The sequence below is a fragment of the Maritalea porphyrae genome, assembly GCF_027213965.1.
GTDB lineage: Bacteria > Pseudomonadota > Alphaproteobacteria > Rhizobiales > Devosiaceae > Maritalea > Maritalea porphyrae_A.
In genome coordinates this window covers 298,432-315,118 of sequence record NZ_JAPWGX010000003.1, presented here as the reverse complement: position 1 = coordinate 315,118, position 16,687 = coordinate 298,432, and the positions used below count along the sequence as shown (strand labels likewise).

The 16,687-nt window shown below is 48.8% G+C and carries 18 protein-coding genes; 14 read left to right on the top strand and 4 right to left on the bottom strand.

Features of this window, described 5'->3' with window-relative positions:
* The first annotated feature begins 48 nt into the window (after positions 1–48).
* The 8 genes from purQ (at position 49) to O4H47_RS10300 (ending at position 6,970) form a co-directional block, all read left to right on the top strand.
* Positions 49–738 (top strand): phosphoribosylformylglycinamidine synthase subunit PurQ, encoded by a 690-nt coding sequence (gene purQ / locus O4H47_RS10335; RefSeq protein WP_269393905.1) that lies wholly within the window; start codon positions 49–51, stop codon positions 736–738.
* A complete protein-coding gene (purL, locus tag O4H47_RS10330) occupies positions 739–2,946 on the top strand; it encodes a phosphoribosylformylglycinamidine synthase subunit PurL (protein ID WP_269393904.1) in 2,208 nt (735 codons plus the stop codon).
* Positions 2,947–2,981: 35 nt separating this feature from the next.
* Entirely contained in the window at positions 2,982–3,212 is a 231-nt protein-coding gene (locus O4H47_RS10325) for a BolA family protein (RefSeq protein ID WP_269393903.1), read from the top strand.
* Positions 3,213–3,218: 6 nt separating this feature from the next.
* On the top strand, positions 3,219–3,842 hold the full coding sequence (locus tag O4H47_RS10320) for an HAD-IA family hydrolase (RefSeq protein ID WP_269393902.1): 624 nt from the start codon (positions 3,219–3,221) through the stop codon (positions 3,840–3,842).
* Positions 3,839–4,771: a GNAT family N-acetyltransferase gene (locus tag O4H47_RS10315; RefSeq protein WP_269393901.1), complete on the top strand. Its 933-nt coding sequence runs from the start codon at positions 3,839–3,841 to the stop codon at positions 4,769–4,771. Before O4H47_RS10320 ends, O4H47_RS10315 begins: the two co-directional genes overlap by 4 nt.
* A gap of 96 nt (positions 4,772–4,867) precedes the next feature.
* A complete protein-coding gene (gene grxD, locus O4H47_RS10310) occupies positions 4,868–5,203 on the top strand; it encodes a Grx4 family monothiol glutaredoxin (RefSeq protein WP_269393900.1) in 336 nt (111 codons plus the stop codon).
* A 3-nt stretch (positions 5,204–5,206) separates the two neighbouring features.
* Complete coding sequence (locus tag O4H47_RS10305; RefSeq protein ID WP_269393899.1) at positions 5,207–5,674, top strand: YtoQ family protein; 468 nt, start codon at positions 5,207–5,209, stop codon at positions 5,672–5,674.
* Between the two features lie 81 nt (positions 5,675–5,755).
* Complete coding sequence (locus tag O4H47_RS10300) at positions 5,756–6,970, top strand: multidrug effflux MFS transporter (RefSeq protein ID WP_269393898.1); 1,215 nt, start codon at positions 5,756–5,758, stop codon at positions 6,968–6,970.
* On the opposite strand, the gene O4H47_RS10295 is transcribed toward O4H47_RS10300, so the two are convergent.
* Positions 6,967–7,905 (bottom strand): AEC family transporter, encoded by a 939-nt coding sequence (locus tag O4H47_RS10295; protein WP_269393897.1) that lies wholly within the window; start codon positions 7,903–7,905, stop codon positions 6,967–6,969. The genes O4H47_RS10300 and O4H47_RS10295 overlap by 4 nt on opposite strands.
* A 244-nt stretch (positions 7,906–8,149) precedes the next feature.
* Between O4H47_RS10295 and O4H47_RS10290 the strand changes: the two genes are divergently transcribed.
* Both O4H47_RS10290 and O4H47_RS10285 read left to right on the top strand, forming a co-directional pair.
* Positions 8,150–9,376: a multidrug effflux MFS transporter gene (locus tag O4H47_RS10290; RefSeq protein WP_269393896.1), complete on the top strand. Its 1,227-nt coding sequence runs from the start codon at positions 8,150–8,152 to the stop codon at positions 9,374–9,376.
* A gap of 87 nt (positions 9,377–9,463) precedes the next feature.
* The gene (locus O4H47_RS10285) at positions 9,464–10,690 is read left to right on the top strand and encodes an MFS transporter (RefSeq protein WP_269393895.1); all 1,227 of its coding nucleotides are present in this window, start codon (positions 9,464–9,466) and stop codon (positions 10,688–10,690) included.
* Here O4H47_RS10285 and ttcA read toward each other — a convergent pair whose 3' ends face one another.
* The gene (ttcA, locus tag O4H47_RS10280; protein ID WP_419719625.1) at positions 10,691–11,524 is read right to left on the bottom strand and encodes a tRNA 2-thiocytidine(32) synthetase TtcA; all 834 of its coding nucleotides are present in this window, start codon (positions 11,522–11,524) and stop codon (positions 10,691–10,693) included.
* An 84-nt stretch (positions 11,525–11,608) separates the two neighbouring features.
* The gene (locus tag O4H47_RS10275; protein WP_269393893.1) at positions 11,609–11,986 is read right to left on the bottom strand and encodes a hypothetical protein; all 378 of its coding nucleotides are present in this window, start codon (positions 11,984–11,986) and stop codon (positions 11,609–11,611) included.
* Positions 11,987–12,262: 276 nt separating this feature from the next.
* Here O4H47_RS10275 and sbmA point away from each other — a divergent pair, with 276 nt between their 5' ends.
* Positions 12,263–13,459, top strand: coding sequence for a peptide antibiotic transporter SbmA (gene sbmA / locus O4H47_RS10270; protein ID WP_269393892.1), 1,197 nt, complete (start codon positions 12,263–12,265; stop codon positions 13,457–13,459).
* Positions 13,460–13,535: 76 nt separating this feature from the next.
* Here the strand turns inward: sbmA and rpsD are convergent, their stop codons facing one another.
* On the bottom strand, positions 13,536–14,153 hold the full coding sequence (gene rpsD, locus O4H47_RS10265) for a 30S ribosomal protein S4 (RefSeq protein WP_269393891.1): 618 nt from the start codon (positions 14,151–14,153) through the stop codon (positions 13,536–13,538).
* Positions 14,154–14,523: 370 nt separating this feature from the next.
* Here rpsD and O4H47_RS10260 point away from each other — a divergent pair, with 370 nt between their 5' ends.
* Genes O4H47_RS10260 through O4H47_RS10250 form a run of 3 tightly spaced genes read left to right on the top strand, consistent with a single transcriptional unit; the run spans position 14,524 to position 16,654 of the window.
* Entirely contained in the window at positions 14,524–14,877 is a 354-nt protein-coding gene (locus O4H47_RS10260) for a GntR family transcriptional regulator (protein ID WP_269393890.1), read from the top strand.
* Entirely contained in the window at positions 14,877–15,761 is an 885-nt protein-coding gene (locus O4H47_RS10255) for an ABC transporter ATP-binding protein (RefSeq protein WP_269393889.1), read from the top strand. The genes O4H47_RS10260 and O4H47_RS10255 overlap by 1 nt, the downstream gene beginning before the upstream one ends.
* Positions 15,758–16,654 carry a hypothetical protein gene (locus tag O4H47_RS10250; protein WP_269393888.1) on the top strand — a complete coding sequence of 299 codons (897 nt, stop codon included), beginning with the start codon at positions 15,758–15,760 and terminating at the stop codon, positions 16,652–16,654. The genes O4H47_RS10255 and O4H47_RS10250 overlap by 4 nt, the downstream gene beginning before the upstream one ends.
* The last annotated feature ends 33 nt before the right edge of the window (positions 16,655–16,687 follow it).

Below are 16,687 nucleotides of genomic sequence, written 5' to 3'. Positions count from 1 at the left end.
TGTCGCTAAGACTTCGATCCAGCACTCAACACCCAATGGGGACTGAACATGAAATCAGCTGTGATTCTTTTCCCCGGTCTAAATCGTGACCGGGATATGCTAACCGCATTAGAGAAAATTACCGGTCATAAACCACACGCAATTTGGCATGGTGATGCGGAATTACCAAAGGTTGACCTCGTTGTTATTCCGGGCGGTTTCTCATATGGAGATTATTTGCGCGCCGGGGCAATTGCTGCGCGCTCACCCGCCCTTGCTGCGGTTAAAAAACATGCCGACGCTGGCGGCCTAACACTGGGTGTGTGCAACGGCTTCCAAATCCTCACGGAAGCGGGGCTCTTGCCCGGCGCTCTTATGCGCAATCGTGACTTGAAGTTTTTGTGCAAAACGATTCATCTTAAAGCAGAAAACACAACCAGCGCCTTCACAAGCGAATACGCCAACTCCCCCGTTGTGCCTTGCCCGATCGCCCACCATGATGGCAATTACACCATCGATCCAGATGGTCTTAAAGACCTGCAAGACAATGACCGGATTGCATTCCGCTATTGCGACCAAAACGGCAACACTGATTTGGCCGCAAACCCGAATGGCTCCATCGACAATATTGCTGGCATCTTAAACAAACGCGGCAACGTGCTGGGCATGATGCCTCACCCTGAAAACCTGATCGAAAAAGCGCACGGCGGCATCCAAGGCCGCATGATCTTTGAAAGCCTTGTGAAAGCGGTGGCGTAAATGTTGAAGAACCAAGACATCGAAATCACCAAAGAACTGATTGCATCGCACGGCATTAACGACGAGGAATATGCCAAAATTCTCGAACTGATTGGCCGTGAACCAACTTATACTGAGTTGGGCATATTCTCAGCCATGTGGAACGAGCATTGCTCGTATAAGTCATCCAAACTTTGGCTTAAAACATTGCCCACAAAAGGCGAGCGGGTGATCCACGGGCCGGGTGAAAACGCTGGCGTAGTCGACATTGGTGATGGCCAAGCTGTGGTGTTCAAAATGGAAAGCCACAACCACCCTTCTTTCATCGAGCCTTACCAAGGTGCAGCGACGGGCGTTGGCGGCATTTTGCGCGACGTTTTCACTATGGGAGCGCGACCAATCGCTGCAATGAATGCTTTGCGGTTTGGTGCACCAGAACACGAAAAAACACGTCACCTTGTTTCAGGCGTTGTTGAAGGTGTTGGTGGATACGGCAACTCATTTGGCGTCCCAACGGTTGGCGGTGAAGTTGAATTCGACGCGCGCTACAACGGCAACATCCTTGTAAACGCATTTGCGGCTGGCCTGTTGGATACTGATAAGATCTTCTTGTGTGCAGCCAAAGGTGTTGGCTTGCCCATCGTATATTTAGGCGCGAAAACTGGACGTGATGGCGTTGGCGGCGCAACAATGGCATCTGCCGAGTTTGGCGATGACATCGACGAGAAACGCCCTACCGTTCAAGTAGGAGATCCTTTCACCGAAAAGTGCTTGCTTGAAGCTTGCCTTGAACTCATGGCCACAGGCGCTGTTATTGCCATTCAAGATATGGGCGCAGCAGGTCTTACTTGTTCAGCGGTTGAAATGGGCGCACAAGGCAATTTGGGCGTTGAATTGAACCTCAATGACGTGCCAGTACGCGAAGAGCACATGACACCATACGAAATGATGCTGTCAGAAAGCCAAGAGCGCATGTTGATGGTACTCGACCCAAACAAAGAAGAAGAAGCCCAAGCGGTCTTTAAGAAATGGGAATTGGACTTCGCTATCGTGGGTAAGACCACAGCTGACTTGCGCTTCCGTTGCATTCATAACGGCATTGAAGTCGCGAACCTGCCAATTAAGGATCTCGGCGATGAAGCGCCAGAGTATGATCGCCCTCGTTCTGAATACCCTGCGCCTCCTGCGCTAGGTGATATTCCTGCTGACTTTGACCCAACCAAAGCATTGATGACCCTAATCGGCAATGCAAATGGCGCGTCACGTCGCTGGGTTTGGGAACAATATGACACACTAATCCAAGGTAATTCGGTGCAACTGCCCGGCGGTGACGCAGGTGTTGTGCGCGTTGAAGGCGCTGACGGCAAAAAGGCCCTCGCCTTTTCAGTCGACGTAACCCCTCGCTATTGCGAAGCCAACCCTCGCGAAGGCGGCAAGCAAGCCGTTGCGGAATGCTGGCGCAACCTATCAGCAGTTGGGGCTCTACCTTTGGCTTCCACCGACAACCTTAATTTCGGCAATCCTGAGAAGCCTGAAATCATGGAACAATTCGCCCAATCCATTCTTGGCATTGGCGATGCATGTCGTGCGCTCGACTTCCCAATCGTTTCTGGCAACGTGTCACTTTACAATGAAACCAACGGCATTGGCATTTTGCCCACCCCCGCTATTGGCGGCGTGGGTCTGATGGCTGATTGGTCAAAAATGATGACTCAAAGCTTCAAGAACGAAGGCGATGTGATTCTTTTGGTTGGCAAAAAAGGCACACATCTGGGCCAGTCCGCATTCTTGCGCGATTGCCTTGATCGCATCGAAGGCGATGCGCCAACCGTCGATTTGGAAGAAGAGGCCAAAAATGGCGCGTTCGTTCGCGGCTTGATCGACGATGAATTGCTCACTGCATCTCATGACCTGTCAGATGGCGGCTTGGCCGTTGCACTGGCGGAAATGGCAATTGCTGGTGATATTGGTGCTAAAGTCGGCGTGGCGACTGATCTACAAAACTTGTTTGGAGAAGACCAAGCCCGCTATTGCATTACGGCAAATTCTGCTAATATCGACTCAATTCTGGCGCGCGCGTCTGAGCAAAGTGTTTCCATTGCCAAACTGGGTACTGTTGGTGGTGAAACACTTCAACTTGGCGATGCGATAAGCTTGAAAGTAACTGATATGCGTGCGGCGAATGAAAGCTGGTTCCCTAACTATATGGCAGCGGAAGCGGCCGAATAGCCGCTTCGCCCAACCAAAAAAGAATTGGCACTTATATGTCTATTGGCACCGCAGAAATCGAACGCTTGATCCTAACCGCAATTCCAGATGCAAAAGTGCATGCAGAAACGGACGATGGTCACCACTATACAGCAACAGTGGTAGCTGAAGCATTCAAAGGCAAAACCCGTGTGCAACAACACCAAATGGTCAATGCGGCACTTAAGTCTGTCCTAGACGATGGCTCGCTGCATGCGCTCGCCCTTAAAACAAACGCACCGGAGTAATTTCCGGTGCGTGCCGTCCTATTTGATGTGGATGGCGTTCTCATCCACTCGATGTTTCACCCAGATCCTGCCCGTTGCCGAAATTGGAGCGCGCATATGGAAATGGACTTCGGTATTGATCGCGACACTTTCAATCAATTCTTCCGCAAGGATTTTGGTGAAATTGTCCGGGGTCGCCGTTCAATTGTGGATGCACTCGACACGTTTTTGCCCACCATCGGTGCCAAAATCAATACACTGGATTTCCTCACCTATTGGTTTGAAAACGACACGCCACTAAACTTGCAACTGCTGGACGGCATCAAACGCTTGCAGCGCACTGGTGCAGCCAAAGTCTATTTGGCCACCAATCAAGAGCATTTGCGCGCATTCCACCTTTGGAAAGAACTGCGCCTGAATCATATTTTCGACGACATGTTTTATGCAGCTAGACTTGGATTCGCCAAGCCGGATGCAGAGTTCTTTGAACAAGTTGATCAAGCAATCGGCCCCCAATCGCAAGCACCATTGTTTTTTGACGATGGGCAAAAGAATGTCGATGCGGCTAACATTCATGGTTGGGACGGCGCAATGTTCTTGACCGAAGATGACTTCTTCAATCACCCTTGGATCAAAGAGCAGCTGAAATGAAGCACATCATGAACCCATGGGACAACGGCGTCATTATCCGCTCGTGGGATGAAGAAGACGGCCCGGCCATGGCCGAGCTCCACCGTCGCGCAATTCTTGCAACCAGTGATGAGTTCTATACTCAGGCACAGCGCGAAAGCTGGGCACATGGCCTAACTGGCGAAGGCTACGCAAAGAGCGCAAAAAACGGCGAGCAGTTTATCATCGCTGTTGACGAAAACGACAAACCCCTCGCCTTTTGTGGGTTCAAGGGCAATGAAGTATGCGGCCTTTATGTCGATCCTGATCACCAGGGCCGGGGCATTGGTTATAAACTAGCCTTACGCGCAATTGCCAATATTACGCAAAATCGGCCGGAAAAACTGATCGTTGACTCCAGCGCACCTGCGGTTGGCTTCTACGAACAATTTGGCTTCAAAACGGTCAAAGAGGTCACCCATGATACTCGCGGCGGCGCTAAACTTACTGCCTTTGACATGGAATCGGAGCCAATCGAATATTCCGACGAGATTGGTCCCCATGAAGGTCGTGAACTTCAGCTTATGCTCGACGGCAAAAAGCGCGTCGCTTGGTTCAACGAAATGGAACCGGTTGATGCTTTCGCCAAACATGTCGACGATGGCGAGCTTGTTCGGTATGTCTGGCACGACTATACGCGAAACTTCTATGAGGCCGCAAAAGATCACATGCCAGCAACCACGCCTTGGCCAGAACCCGCTTTCTACTATCTTCCGGGCGAAGAACCACGAATGCATAAATTGATTGAGCTGATTGTCGAACAACTCTCGCAGCAGGAGCCCGGCGTCTCAATCAAACGCGAACGAAAAATTGGCACACTGTTGGACTATTCACCACAATCAATCGACGCCTTCATTGAGCAATTGCAAACAAGATCAGCAAAAGGTGAAATCACTATTCTCGACAATTGAGCGTCGATATTCTAAATAGTGGACAACCACTTTCACATTTGCAGGCGAAGGGTGGCTTTCGCTTGGCCAAACTAACGATTTCCAAAGGACAAAATTATGAGCGATATCAACGCATTCATCGAAGACAACGTGAAGAAAAATGATGTGTTCTTGTTCATGAAAGGCTCACCAGATTTTCCACAGTGCGGTTTTTCTGGCCAAGTTGTGCAAATCTTGAACTACCTTGGCGTTGAATATGCATCTGCCAATGTACTCGAAAGCGACGAACTGCGCGACGGCATCAAAGCCTACACAAATTGGCCAACCATTCCTCAGCTATATGTCAAAGGCGAATTTGTTGGCGGTTGCGATATTATCCGCGAAATGTTCCAAGCTGGCGAATTACAGTCCCACCTCACCTCGAACGGCATCACCGTTAAAGAAGCGAGCTAATTGATGACGCGTCATTGGACAGTCTACCTTTCCGGCGAAATTCATTCCAATTGGCGTGAAGAAATTGAAGCTGGCGCACAGGCGGCTGGTCTCAACGTCTCTTTTTCGTCGCCCAATACCAACCACGCTGACAGTGATGATTGCGGCGTGGCCATTATGGGCGCGGAAGACAAAAAGTTTTGGCACGACCATAAAGGCGCAAAACTCAACGCCATCCGGACCCGCACACTGATCGAAGAAGCGGACTTGGTGATTGTGCGCTTTGGCGAAAAATACAAACAGTGGAACGCAGCATTTGACGCTGGCTTCGCCGCGGCTGTTGGCACTCCACTGGTCGTAATGCACGGCGAAGACCACCAGCATGCACTCAAAGAAGTTGATGCGGCGGCCCTTGCAGTCATTGAGACACCTCAGCAAGCGGTGCAAATTCTTGCCTACGTGCTGAATGGCGACATGCCGAAATCGAACTAGGCGGTTTTGAAGATGGTGGGCTTGTGTTTATCAAGCCCACCGTTCATCCTGCGGGCATACATTCCTTAAAGCTATTGCCCAATGCTCCTAGATCCCCACAAAAACAAAATTGAATTCATTCTTCTCATCGCTTTAATGATGGCGCTGAATTCTATTGCCGTAGACATCATGTTGCCTGCTTTGCCCATCATTGCCAATGACCTGGGCGCCACAAGCGAGAACGACTTGCAGCTTGTGCTCACGCTTTATTTGGCTGGGTTTGGCTTCTCTTTGTTGATCTATGGCCCCTTGTCAGACTCAATTGGCAGAAAACCCGTAGTTTTCATCGGCACCACACTGTTCTTGATTTCAGTTGCACTTGCACCTTTGTCACCAGACTTCACCTACTTGCTGCTACTTCGGTTTATTCAGGGGCTGGGCGCAGGCGCATCGCGTGTTGTGGCCAATGCTATCGTTCGCGACAGTTACGAGGGCCGAACCATGGCGCAAATAATGTCCTTGGTCATGATGGTTTTTATGGCCATGCCCATTATCGCTCCAAGCTTTGGCCAAGTCATTATAATGCTCACCACTTGGCATTCTACGTTTCTCTTCATGGCAGTCATGGCAATCGTCATGCTGGTTTGGGTTTGCTTTCGCCTACCCGAAACTCTTTCGACACAGCACAAAAAACCACTATCCTTTAAGTCGATTATTTCGAGTTTCGCTTTGGTTTTCACCACTAGACAAGCCATGGCCATGACCTTTGCAAATATGCTTCTACTCGGCACGTTATTTGGATTTTTGGGCATATCGCCCCTTGTCTATATCGACATATATGAGCTTGGACCACTCTACCCGCTCATGATTGCGCTAACAGCAACTAACCTTGCCATCGCTTCTTTTGTGAACTCAAGATTACTCAATCACTTCAGAGCGGATCAAATCGCATTCGTCGCAACCATCGGCTTCATCATTTGTGCGCTGATTTGGAGTTTATTGGCATGGCAAATTGAAACATTGCCACTTTGGCTATTTGTCGCGGTGCACCAGCCCATTATGCTGTGTTTTGGTTTTGCGGGCGTCAACCAATTCTCTAGCGCTATGCAACCTCTTGGCAGCGTTGCGGGCACTGCTTCGTCAGTTATTGGTTTTATCCGCACAACAGGTGGCGCTGCGGTCGGCGCTGCAATTGGTTATTTTTTTGATGGAACAATTTTGCCTCTAACATTGGGGTTTTTGTATTGCGGCGTGGGTGCCGCAGGCTTCATGTTGCTGGCTCGGCCTGCGTTTCGGCCTTTGTCAAAACCTGTTTAAGCAAAAAAGTTTGCCCCGACCCAAATCACAATCGGCACCGTTATAAAAGAAAACACAGTCTGCACAGTCAGCGTCGAAGCATAGAGTTCAGCATCACCACCCATCTTTTTGGCCAGCACGTATCCGTTTGCGGCCGCTGGCACGGCGGCGAAAATCAGCAACACTTGCGCTGTCATTCCCGATACACCAAATATCCAGCACAAAACGCCCATTAGGGTTGGTATCATCAATAGACGCCCCAAAACGCCAACCCACATTTCTCGCGAAGGGTTCAACGCAGCCTTAAGGCTTAGCCCCGCCCCCAGCGCCAATAGGCTCAACCCAAGTGCAGCGCTGGCCAACAAGTCCATGAACGTCAACACAGGCTTCCAAATGGGCACATGGCCGAAATTAAGCACAAGCCCCAGCATCGCGCCTAAAAAGATAGGATTTTTCACCACCCCCAACGCAACATTTGCAAAGCTAAACTTGATCGTTTCAGAGAAACTGACCAACACCACAATGTTGACGAATTGAATTAGCGGCACCATCACCGCAAAAGAAAGCGCGATAGCTGTGCTTCCTTCAGGACCAAACAATTCCAAAACAATGGCGAGGGCAATAAACCCGTGATAGCGCGAAACCGTTTGAAAAACAGTGGTATATTGCGGTTTCCCAATTTTCCAAACCCTGCGTAAAACTGGATAAATCGCCAATACCAGCGCTGTGGTGATTACCACCATTAGCAACATGACCGCAGTAACAGCGCCTAGCTCAATCTGGCTAAAATCCGCTTTGACCAATGTGCTGACGAGCAAAGCTGGGAAAAGCACCCAAAAACAAAGCTCATCCACGATTTGCCATTTGTCAGCCGTCACGAAATTGCTTTTTCGCAATCCAAACCCGAGCATCACGATTGCGAAGACGGGCAAAATATTCTCAAAAGCGGCTAGCATACATATCCTGGTGAGTTTTGGTTTTGGTGGGCATCCAACCGCTACTCCCATCGCACATATGTGTCAAACCAATTGGCGAAATTGGTCAAACCTATTGCCAAGTCAGTTTTCACCTGACATTATTTACAGACACCTAAGTTGCTCGCCGCGCCTTTTCGACGCCCAGCACCCACCACAAGACCCGAAAGTTTGGTCCAGCGACCCCAAGAAATTGCGGCTGCATCGCTTGTCCACTGGAGCTCGAATGAAGATCGAAAAACTGAACATTACTGATAATCGTTATGAGTTTATCGCGCTGGCCGCCCTTGTGATGGCGCTGAACGCTTTAGCCATCGATATCATGCTGCCCGCACTGCCAGACATTGGTGATGCAATCGCGGTCGTGAGCGAAAACCATCGTCAATATGTGATCACCAGTTTCTTGATAGGTTTTGGCATCAGCCAATTGTTTTTTGGGCCCCTTTGCGATGCGATTGGCCGGCGCAAAACATTCTTCATTGGCGTCACAATATACATCATTGCCGCGCTCTTGGGATCGATGACCGAGAGTTTCACCGCCATGGTCACCATGCGGGTAATCCAAGGCGTCGGTGCCGGAGCCACCCGAGTTGTCGCGCTTTCAATGGTAAGAGACAGTTTTGCGGGCCGTGCAATGGCCGAAGTCATGTCATTGATCATGATGGTCTTTATGGTGATGCCTGTTCTCGCTCCAGCCTTTGGTCAATTGATTATTCTGATTGGCCCTTGGCAGTGGATCTATATCGCAATGGCAGTTATTGCACTTATCGCATTGGTTTGGGTTACGATCCGTCTTCCAGAAACGCTAAAACCCGAAAATCGTCGACCCTATAGACCCGATGTTGTCATTGATGGGTTTCGAATTGTCTTCACCAACCGTTCAGCGCTCATGTATGGCCTCGCCAACATGGTAAAAATTGGTGCACTATTCGGGTTCCTTGCAGCGTCGCAACAAATCTACGGCGAACTCTATGGTTTAGGCGCGCTCTTCCCGGTGGCATTTGGATTTATCGCACTGGTGATGGCCAGCGCTTCGTTTGTCAACTCGCGATATGTTGGCCGATTTGGGATGCGACTACTGTCACACAGCGCGCTGCTTGGTTTTGTAGCCTTAAGTGCCGTTTGGTCAATCCTTGCCTATTTCGATGCACTGCCCCTTTGGCTATTCATTGCCTTGCAAGCACCCATTATGTTTTTGTTTGGTCTCACAGGCACCAATTTCAACTCATTGGCCATGGAACCATTGGGCCGTGTCGCAGGCACAGCGGCCTCAGTTTTTGGCTTTATGCAAACCGCAGGTGGCGCTGTATTGGGCACGCTAGTTGGCCAATCTTACGATGGAACAGTACTGCCAATCGCGCTCGGCTATTTGATATTTGGTTCCATCAGTGTTGTTTTGGTATTGATTGCCGAAAATGGCACTTTATTCCAAGCCCACAACGACCCCATATGATTTGGTGATAGGGCAATTCAATTATTTGATTTGTTGAACACATCCAATTGGCGCAAGCTCTGGTGTGAACTTCGATAGGGCGAAAAAATGACCAATGCAAAATCAGCGACCGCTGCGGCGCTGCCAATTCTAATCATTGCCGGCTGCATTATAGCTATGACGTCGTTTGGCGTACGCTCGACGTTTGGCCTGTTCACGTTGCCGGTCACCGCAGAATTTGGCTGGGGCCGCGAGGTTTATGGCCTCGCACTGGCAGTCCAAAACCTAGTTTGGGGGCTAATGCAGCCTATCGCTGGCGGTATGGCAGATCGCTACGGCACCGCAAAAACCCTTTCAGTTGGTGCAATCATTTATGCGGCGGGTCTATTGCTCATGGCAACAGGGGGCACCGAGGCAAGTCTTTATCTTGGTGGTGGTGTTCTTGCGGGCATCGGCATTGGAACTGCGTCGTTTGCTGTGGTTATGGCGGCCTTTGGTCGTGCCGTTCCAGCAGAGAAACGTAGTTTTGTATTTGGCATTGCAACCGCTGCTTCATCTGCCGGGCAATTTGTATTTGCGCCCATTGGCCAACAATTTATCAATTCATTCGGCTGGCAAACGACCTTGGTTTATTTCGCTGCAGCCCTTCTGTTGATCTTACCTTTATCCTATGCGCTCAAAGGCAAAACTAATCACACTGCAGAAGACACAGAAGATCTGCCCGTACTTGAAACCCTAAGCCGCGCTTTCAAACACCGTTCGTATAATCTTTTGGTTGCAGGTTTCTTCGTTTGCGGTTTCCATTTGGCCTTCGTTACCGTGCATATGCCAGCATATTTGGTTCAATGTGGACTTTCACCAGATGTAGGCAGCTGGGCACTTGCATTGATTGGGCTGTTCAATATCGTTGGCTCACTTGCAGCAGGTTATTTGGGTGGCAAAGTTCCAAAGCAATTGTTGCTCGCTTCAATCTATTTGTCACGCGTCGTTGTCACCGGGCTGTTTCTGCTGATCCCAGTAAGCGAAGTATCGACTTACTTGTTCGCTGCATTTACTGGCCTTTTGTGGCTTGCAACAGTACCGCCAACCGCAGCATTGGTTTCTGGATTTTTTGGTCCCAAATACATGGGTATGTTTTACGGATTTGCCTTCTTGTCCCACCAAGTGGGTTCATTTTTTGGCGTATGGCTCGGTGGTGTTGTGTTTGATCGCACTGGATCATATGACCTTGTTTGGTACTTGGGCATTCTGCTTGGGCTGGCAGCAACTGCATTGCACATTCCAATTAGCGAAAAACGCTCCGATCGATTTCGCGCAGCCGCACCTGCTCAGTAACTATTGATCTGCAGGCTGCAAGCTCGCGAAATTGAAGAGATTGTGATCAAGCATATGAGACGGATTGATGTTAGCAATCGCTGACATCATCCGCTCTTTGCGACCAGGGTCTGCCTTTTCCATATCCGCCAACATCTTCTTCATCATCACCCGTTGCAAGCCATCTTGTGACCCACACAGATTGCATGGAATAATCGGAAACTGCATCGCATCCGAAAACCTTTGCAAGTCTTCTTCCGCGCAAAAGCTCAGTGGCCGTAGCAGGGTCAAATCACCCTCGTCATTCAAAAGCTTTGGTGGCATTGCCGCCAATCGACCGCCATGGAACATGTTCATCAAAAACGTCTCAAGAATATCGTCTCGGTGATGTCCCAATACAACCGACGTGCATCCCTTCTCGCGCGCAATGCGATAAAGATTTGCACGACGCAATCGAGAACAGAGCCCGCAGTAGGTCGCACCTTCAGGCACTTTTTCTTTTACGATCGAATATGTATCTCGATATTCAATGTGGTGTTGAACACCAAGTGACTTGAGATAGGTGGGCAGCACATCCTTTGGGAAACCAGGCTGTCCTTGATCCAGATTGCAGGCAATCAACTCAACAGGCAATTGATCCCGCGCCTTCAAATCCAGCAAAATCGCCAGCAAACCATAGGAGTCCTTGCCGCCTGACAGTGCGACCAACCAGCGCGCGCCTGGTTGCACCATTCCAAACCGGCCCAAGGCTTCACTTGTTTGACGCAAAAGCCGTTTTCGCAATTTTTTGAACTCCACGCCGGTCGGCATGGTGGCAAACAATTGGCTCGTTTCGCTGTTCGTTGTGGATTGAATGTCTGACACGTTTCTCGCCCAATCTAGTGTTGGGTGCAGCGATACTGTGTTTGATGGGGTTTGGAAAGCGCTAGTTGGCGCCTGCTAGGCAACGTTTCGCTGTTGTTGTTCTTTAAGCTTCATATTGCGCAGGTCTTCTAGCGAACGCCAAAAAATCACATATGTTGCGAAGTCGCGCGTAAAATTCTCAAATTCGTGCACCACATCAACACCAATTGGCACAACGTCTCCGGGTTGCATATCGTGTTTGTTGTTGCCCACTTTTAGGTGAGAACGGCCTCGCATAACGATATAAATGATGTGAACGCCCGGTGGCACGGGATACATCCCGCTTTTTGGTGTATAAAGCTGGACTGATAGCGTATCGCTCGCGAATGCCCGAGCGAACCAAACACCGTCGGGCCACTTTTTCGTCGGGGGACCAGGTATCCGGTCCATAAGATCGTCAAATCCAATTCGCATCAATAATCCCTACCACGATCAATGGGACTAGTTCCCATTGTTGCCCTCCAGTATGCGCATAGGCGTCGCTACAATACGGTTAATAACAAAAGTCTTATGCAAATAGAGTGAAAAAACTGGAAACAAATACCTCACTTTTGAGCAAACTGCCCATTTAGTTACAAAAAAAGCCCAGTATTTCCCTTAACATATTAATGGATTCACATATTTGCTTGCGTGTAGTTGAATATGTAGGAAGGATGCCACTCAGGGAACATATCTTGAGGGAGGTATCTTGTGTTTCGATCGTTTTTTCCAATGCCAAAGGTCTTTTTTGGCGCGGCCGTGATTTGGACCACCATTTGTGTAACATTATGGTTCACTTTCGGCAGTCAACTTCAGGGTGTTCTAAGCCTTGACCCCGTGCTCACACCAAACCCGGGCGACGATCCTGCTCCATTTTTAGACAACCAGAAAGTATGGCTCTATCAATACATACTGATGGCAACCTACGGTTTTTGCATCCCTTGGTTCTTTATTGGGCGCAACAAGTGGTATTGGTGGTCCGTGGTCGGATCGGCATCTATTTTCATTATCATTTATGCTCAAGTTCAAGTTGGTGCTTATTTGAATGATTGGTACGGCAGCTTTTACAACCAAATCCAACAAGCACTTTCTGAACCGGGCTCTGTCTCAATCGAAAAATTCTATGGCGATCTTGTCCCCGTAGTTTTGATCCTGCTACCCAATATCGCTGTTGCGGTTTTGGTTGCCTTCTACACGGGGCACTACATTTTTCGTTGGCGCACTGCTATGAATTTCTACTACATGGACCACTGGCAGAGTGTGCGCGAAGTGGAAGGGGCATCTCAACGAATTCAAGAAGACACGATGCGTTTCGCCACAAGCGTTGAAGATCTTGGTGCCGATTTGGTCGGATCGCTAATGACTCTTGCTGTTTTCTTGCCAATCTTATGGACATTATCCCAGCAAGTGACTGAACTGCCCCTTATCGGTGAGGTGAGCGCATCCCTTGTTTGGGTCGCTTTGGTTTCAGCAGCATTTGGTACAGTGCTTTTAGCAATTGTGGGCATTCGATTGCCCGGTCTTGAGTTTAACAACCAAAAAGTTGAGGCCGCTTACCGCAAAGAACTGGTATATGGAGAGGACGACCCTGCTCGCGCACAACCTCTTGAAATTACCAACCTTTTTGGCGAAGTTCGCAAAAACTATTTCCGCCTTTATTTTCACTACATGTACTTCAACGTAGCAAGGTACGTGTACTTGCAAGGTTCACTCTTCATTCCTTTGATTGCCTTGGGCCCGTCAATTGTAAGCGGCGCCATTACATTTGGCCTGCTTCAACAAGTGTTCAATGCATTCAGCAAGGTTGAAGATTCATTTAGATACTTGGCCAACTCTTGGACTCAAATCATCCGCTTGATGTCTGTCTATCAACGCTTGCGCAAATTCGAAAAAGCCATGCCAGTCTAGTTGCTGGCCAATAGGGCAACAAAAAAAGGCCGCCCCAAAGGGCGGCCTTGAATTCTTGGTGCTGTGGTCGTCTCGATTAACGAGAGTAGAATTCCACAACTAGGTTTGGTTCCATTTGAACCGGATATGGAATATCCGACAAAGTTGGAACACGTGTCATTGAAACAGTCAGCTTCTCGTGGCTGTAGTCCAAGTAATCAGGCACATCGCGCTCAGCCAATTGTGTTGCTTCCAACACAAATGCGAGCTGCTTTGACTTCTCACGAACCTCAACAACATCACCAACCTTCAAACGGTATGAAGGAATGTTGACACGTTTGCCGTTAACAAGCACGTGGCCGTGGTTTACGAACTGACGAGCAGCAAACACAGTTGTAACGAATTTAGCGCGGTATACTACAGCATCCAAACGACGCTCCAATAGACCCACCAACAATTCGCCGGTATCGCCACGTTGACGTGTTGCTTCACCGTATACGCGTTTGAATGACTTCTCAGTCATATTGCCGTAATAGCCTTTAAGCTTTTGCTTAGCACGCAACTGCAGACCGAAATCTGACAATTTGCCTTTACGGCGTTGACCGTGCTGACCTGGGCCATATTCACGACGGTTTACTGGGCTCTTTGGACGACCCCAAATGTTTTCGCCGAGGCGACGGTCAATTTTATATTTCTGCGAATGGCGTTTTGTCATCGCTTGTCCTTTATATTTTTCTCTTTAAAGACAGCGCCCTCCTTTGATTTGTTAAACTCTTGATTCAACAAACCTGACAGACTGTGCGAAAAACACATCAACCGTTCCCGGCGGGTCAAATTGCTTTGACCAACATGAAAACCGACAGTCTCGGGTGCCCTTGACCAAACCAATAGATTCAGCAAGTGGCGCGGATGTACCGCCCTAGGGACCTAAAGTCAACGATTTTCAATAGTTTTCGAGCAAGTAAGGACAGTTTTCTGTCGCAAATACTCACATCAAAAACAAAAAACTGCCCGCCTATTGAAATTTGTTGTTGCAATCCTGATTTGGTGTGTTACTACTCTAGCACACTAAATGAGTGAGACACATGAACCAATGGAATGAAACACAGCCGATTTTTGTACAGATAAGGACACGCATTATGGCCCTTATTCTGAACAAGACGACAAATGAGGGCGAAGCCCTTCCTTCTGTCCGTCAGATCGCAACAGACCTGTCGGTGAACCCACTAACTGTCACCAAAGCATACCAGTCTTTGGTTGAATTGGGGGTTGTAGAAAAAAGAAGAGGGCTTGGCATGTTCGTTGCGGAAGGCGCGCACAAAATTTTGTTGAACCACGAACGCGAAAAGTTCTTAACCGAAGAATGGCCACGTATTCGCACCCAAATTGAGGCACTAGACCTCAACCTAAACGAGTTATTGAAAGAAGAGGGCAAATAATGACCAACCCAACTCCCCTCGTTAAAGCCACAGCTATACGCAAAGGGTTTGGCAAAAAGGAAATTCTGCACGGTCTGGATTTCCAAATTCAACCAGGTCGCATTGTTGGGCTAATTGGCCACAACGGCGCGGGCAAGACAACCACATTGAACGCGCTTTTAGGGCTGACCGATTGTGACGGCGAAATTTCCGTTCTAGGCAAAGACCCATATGCAGAGCGAGCCGCACTTATGAATGAAGTTGCCTTCATTTCAGATGTTGCCAGCCTGCCCCGCTTCATGCGTGTTCGCGAGCTCTTCGATCTTCTCGATGAGATTCACCCAAATTTTTCAAGGGAGAAGGCAAATGGATTTCTTCACGGAACAGACATCCGCGCTGATGCAAAGATTAAAAATCTATCAAAAGGTATGGTCGCTCAGCTGCACCTTGCTGTCGTCATGGCGATCAATGCTCGGCTTCTAGTCTTAGACGAACCAACGCTCGGATTGGACATCACTTACCGCAAACGCTTCTACAAACGCTTGCTGGAAGACTACATGAACGAAGAGCGAACTCTCTTGATCACCACTCACCAAGTGGACGAAATTGAGTTTATGTTGACAGATTTGATGTTTATCCGCGACGGCCATCTGGTGCTGGACAGCCCGATGGAAGAGGTCGGCGAACGTTTCGTGCAACTGGTTGTTGCACCAAATGGCATTGACGCTGCAAAAGCACTGCGACCCATTTTTGAAGAAAGCAAATTTGGTCAAAACATCATGATTTTCGATGGTGTTGACCATGAAAAACTGAGCACGCTGGGTGATGTTAGCATCCCATCTGTTTCCGATTTATTCGTCGCCCTAATGCAACGCGACACGGCCCACCAAGGAGAAATGATATGAGATCTTGGTTCGCGCTCGTCAAACGAGAATTCATTGAACATAGAGGAGCATTTTTGATCGCTCCCGCCGTCATAACCCTCGTGGTCACAGTTGTGCTATCGCTAGCGATTTTAATGAATCAGCCAGAAATAGCTGCAGACGTGGAAGGCATGCCCGGCAGCGTAAAATTCTTCGAAGCGGCTTATATGGCTACCTTTTTGCTCTGGGGCATCTATATGATCATCGCACTGTTGTTCTATTTTTCCGACGCGTTTCACGCAGATCGGCGGAGCAATTCTCTGCTGTTTTGGAAGTCTATGCCTAAAAGTGATTTGGAAATTCTCGGTTCAAAAGTACTCGCTGGCTATACGATATTCCCATTGGCCATCGGCCTCTGGGTGATGATCACCGGCGTCATCGCTTATTTGTTTGCAAATGTTATTGGTTTGATTGTTGTTTTTTACAATGCCCCCACAATCCTTGAATTTATCAATAGCTACATGCAAATAACCATTGCAGGTGCCTGCTATGTCTTGATCTCTTTGCTATGGTACGCCCCAATTTTTGGCTGGGCCGCATTTTTGGGCACATTGTTCAAACGTTGGAGCATCCCCCTCTTCTTTGTTATTCCAGCCGTAGCGGTATTGCTCGAACGTGTGATCAACATCCGCGACCTTGCATATGAGAGCAAAATCTTAGAGTTCATCATGTTTCGGTTGGAAATGTCTGGAGAAGACACGATGGAGTTTGATCCAGAAGTCTGGATCATGCAGCCAGGCGCAACATCGGCATGGGAACTGATCACCTTTGCCATCTCTCAAACGGATTGGCTGCATATGGGTATTGGTGTGCTTATGCTTGGGGGATTTGTTTACCTTGCGAGCGAATATCGCCGCCGCCTAATTGACGCCTGAACGAAGAGTTCAACCAGAGAAATGAAGGGACGC

Bases quoted from the DNA above. Each gene is read 5' to 3' on its own strand.
- O4H47_RS10260 (WP_269393890.1), top strand. From the start codon at position 14,524: ATGAACCAATGGAATGAAACACAGCCGATTTTTGTACAGATAAGGACA.
- rpsD (WP_269393891.1), bottom strand. From the start codon at position 14,153: ATGACAAAACGCCATTCGCAGAAATATAAAATTGACCGTCGCCTCGGC.
- O4H47_RS10275 (WP_269393893.1), bottom strand. From the start codon at position 11,986: ATGCGAATTGGATTTGACGATCTTATGGACCGGATACCTGGTCCCCCG.
- O4H47_RS10325 (WP_269393903.1), top strand. From the start codon at position 2,982: ATGTCTATTGGCACCGCAGAAATCGAACGCTTGATCCTAACCGCAATT.
- O4H47_RS10300 (WP_269393898.1), top strand. From the start codon at position 5,756: ATGCTCCTAGATCCCCACAAAAACAAAATTGAATTCATTCTTCTCATC.
- O4H47_RS10290 (WP_269393896.1), top strand. From the start codon at position 8,150: ATGAAGATCGAAAAACTGAACATTACTGATAATCGTTATGAGTTTATC.
- O4H47_RS10285 (WP_269393895.1), top strand. From the start codon at position 9,464: ATGACCAATGCAAAATCAGCGACCGCTGCGGCGCTGCCAATTCTAATC.
- O4H47_RS10255 (WP_269393889.1), top strand. From the start codon at position 14,877: ATGACCAACCCAACTCCCCTCGTTAAAGCCACAGCTATACGCAAAGGG.
- O4H47_RS10315 (WP_269393901.1), top strand. From the start codon at position 3,839: ATGAAGCACATCATGAACCCATGGGACAACGGCGTCATTATCCGCTCG.
- O4H47_RS10305 (WP_269393899.1), top strand. From the start codon at position 5,207: ATGACGCGTCATTGGACAGTCTACCTTTCCGGCGAAATTCATTCCAAT.
- O4H47_RS10295 (WP_269393897.1), bottom strand. From the start codon at position 7,905: ATGCTAGCCGCTTTTGAGAATATTTTGCCCGTCTTCGCAATCGTGATG.
- purL (WP_269393904.1), top strand. From the start codon at position 739: ATGTTGAAGAACCAAGACATCGAAATCACCAAAGAACTGATTGCATCG.
- O4H47_RS10250 (WP_269393888.1), top strand. From the start codon at position 15,758: ATGAGATCTTGGTTCGCGCTCGTCAAACGAGAATTCATTGAACATAGA.
- grxD (WP_269393900.1), top strand. From the start codon at position 4,868: ATGAGCGATATCAACGCATTCATCGAAGACAACGTGAAGAAAAATGAT.
- purQ (WP_269393905.1), top strand. From the start codon at position 49: ATGAAATCAGCTGTGATTCTTTTCCCCGGTCTAAATCGTGACCGGGAT.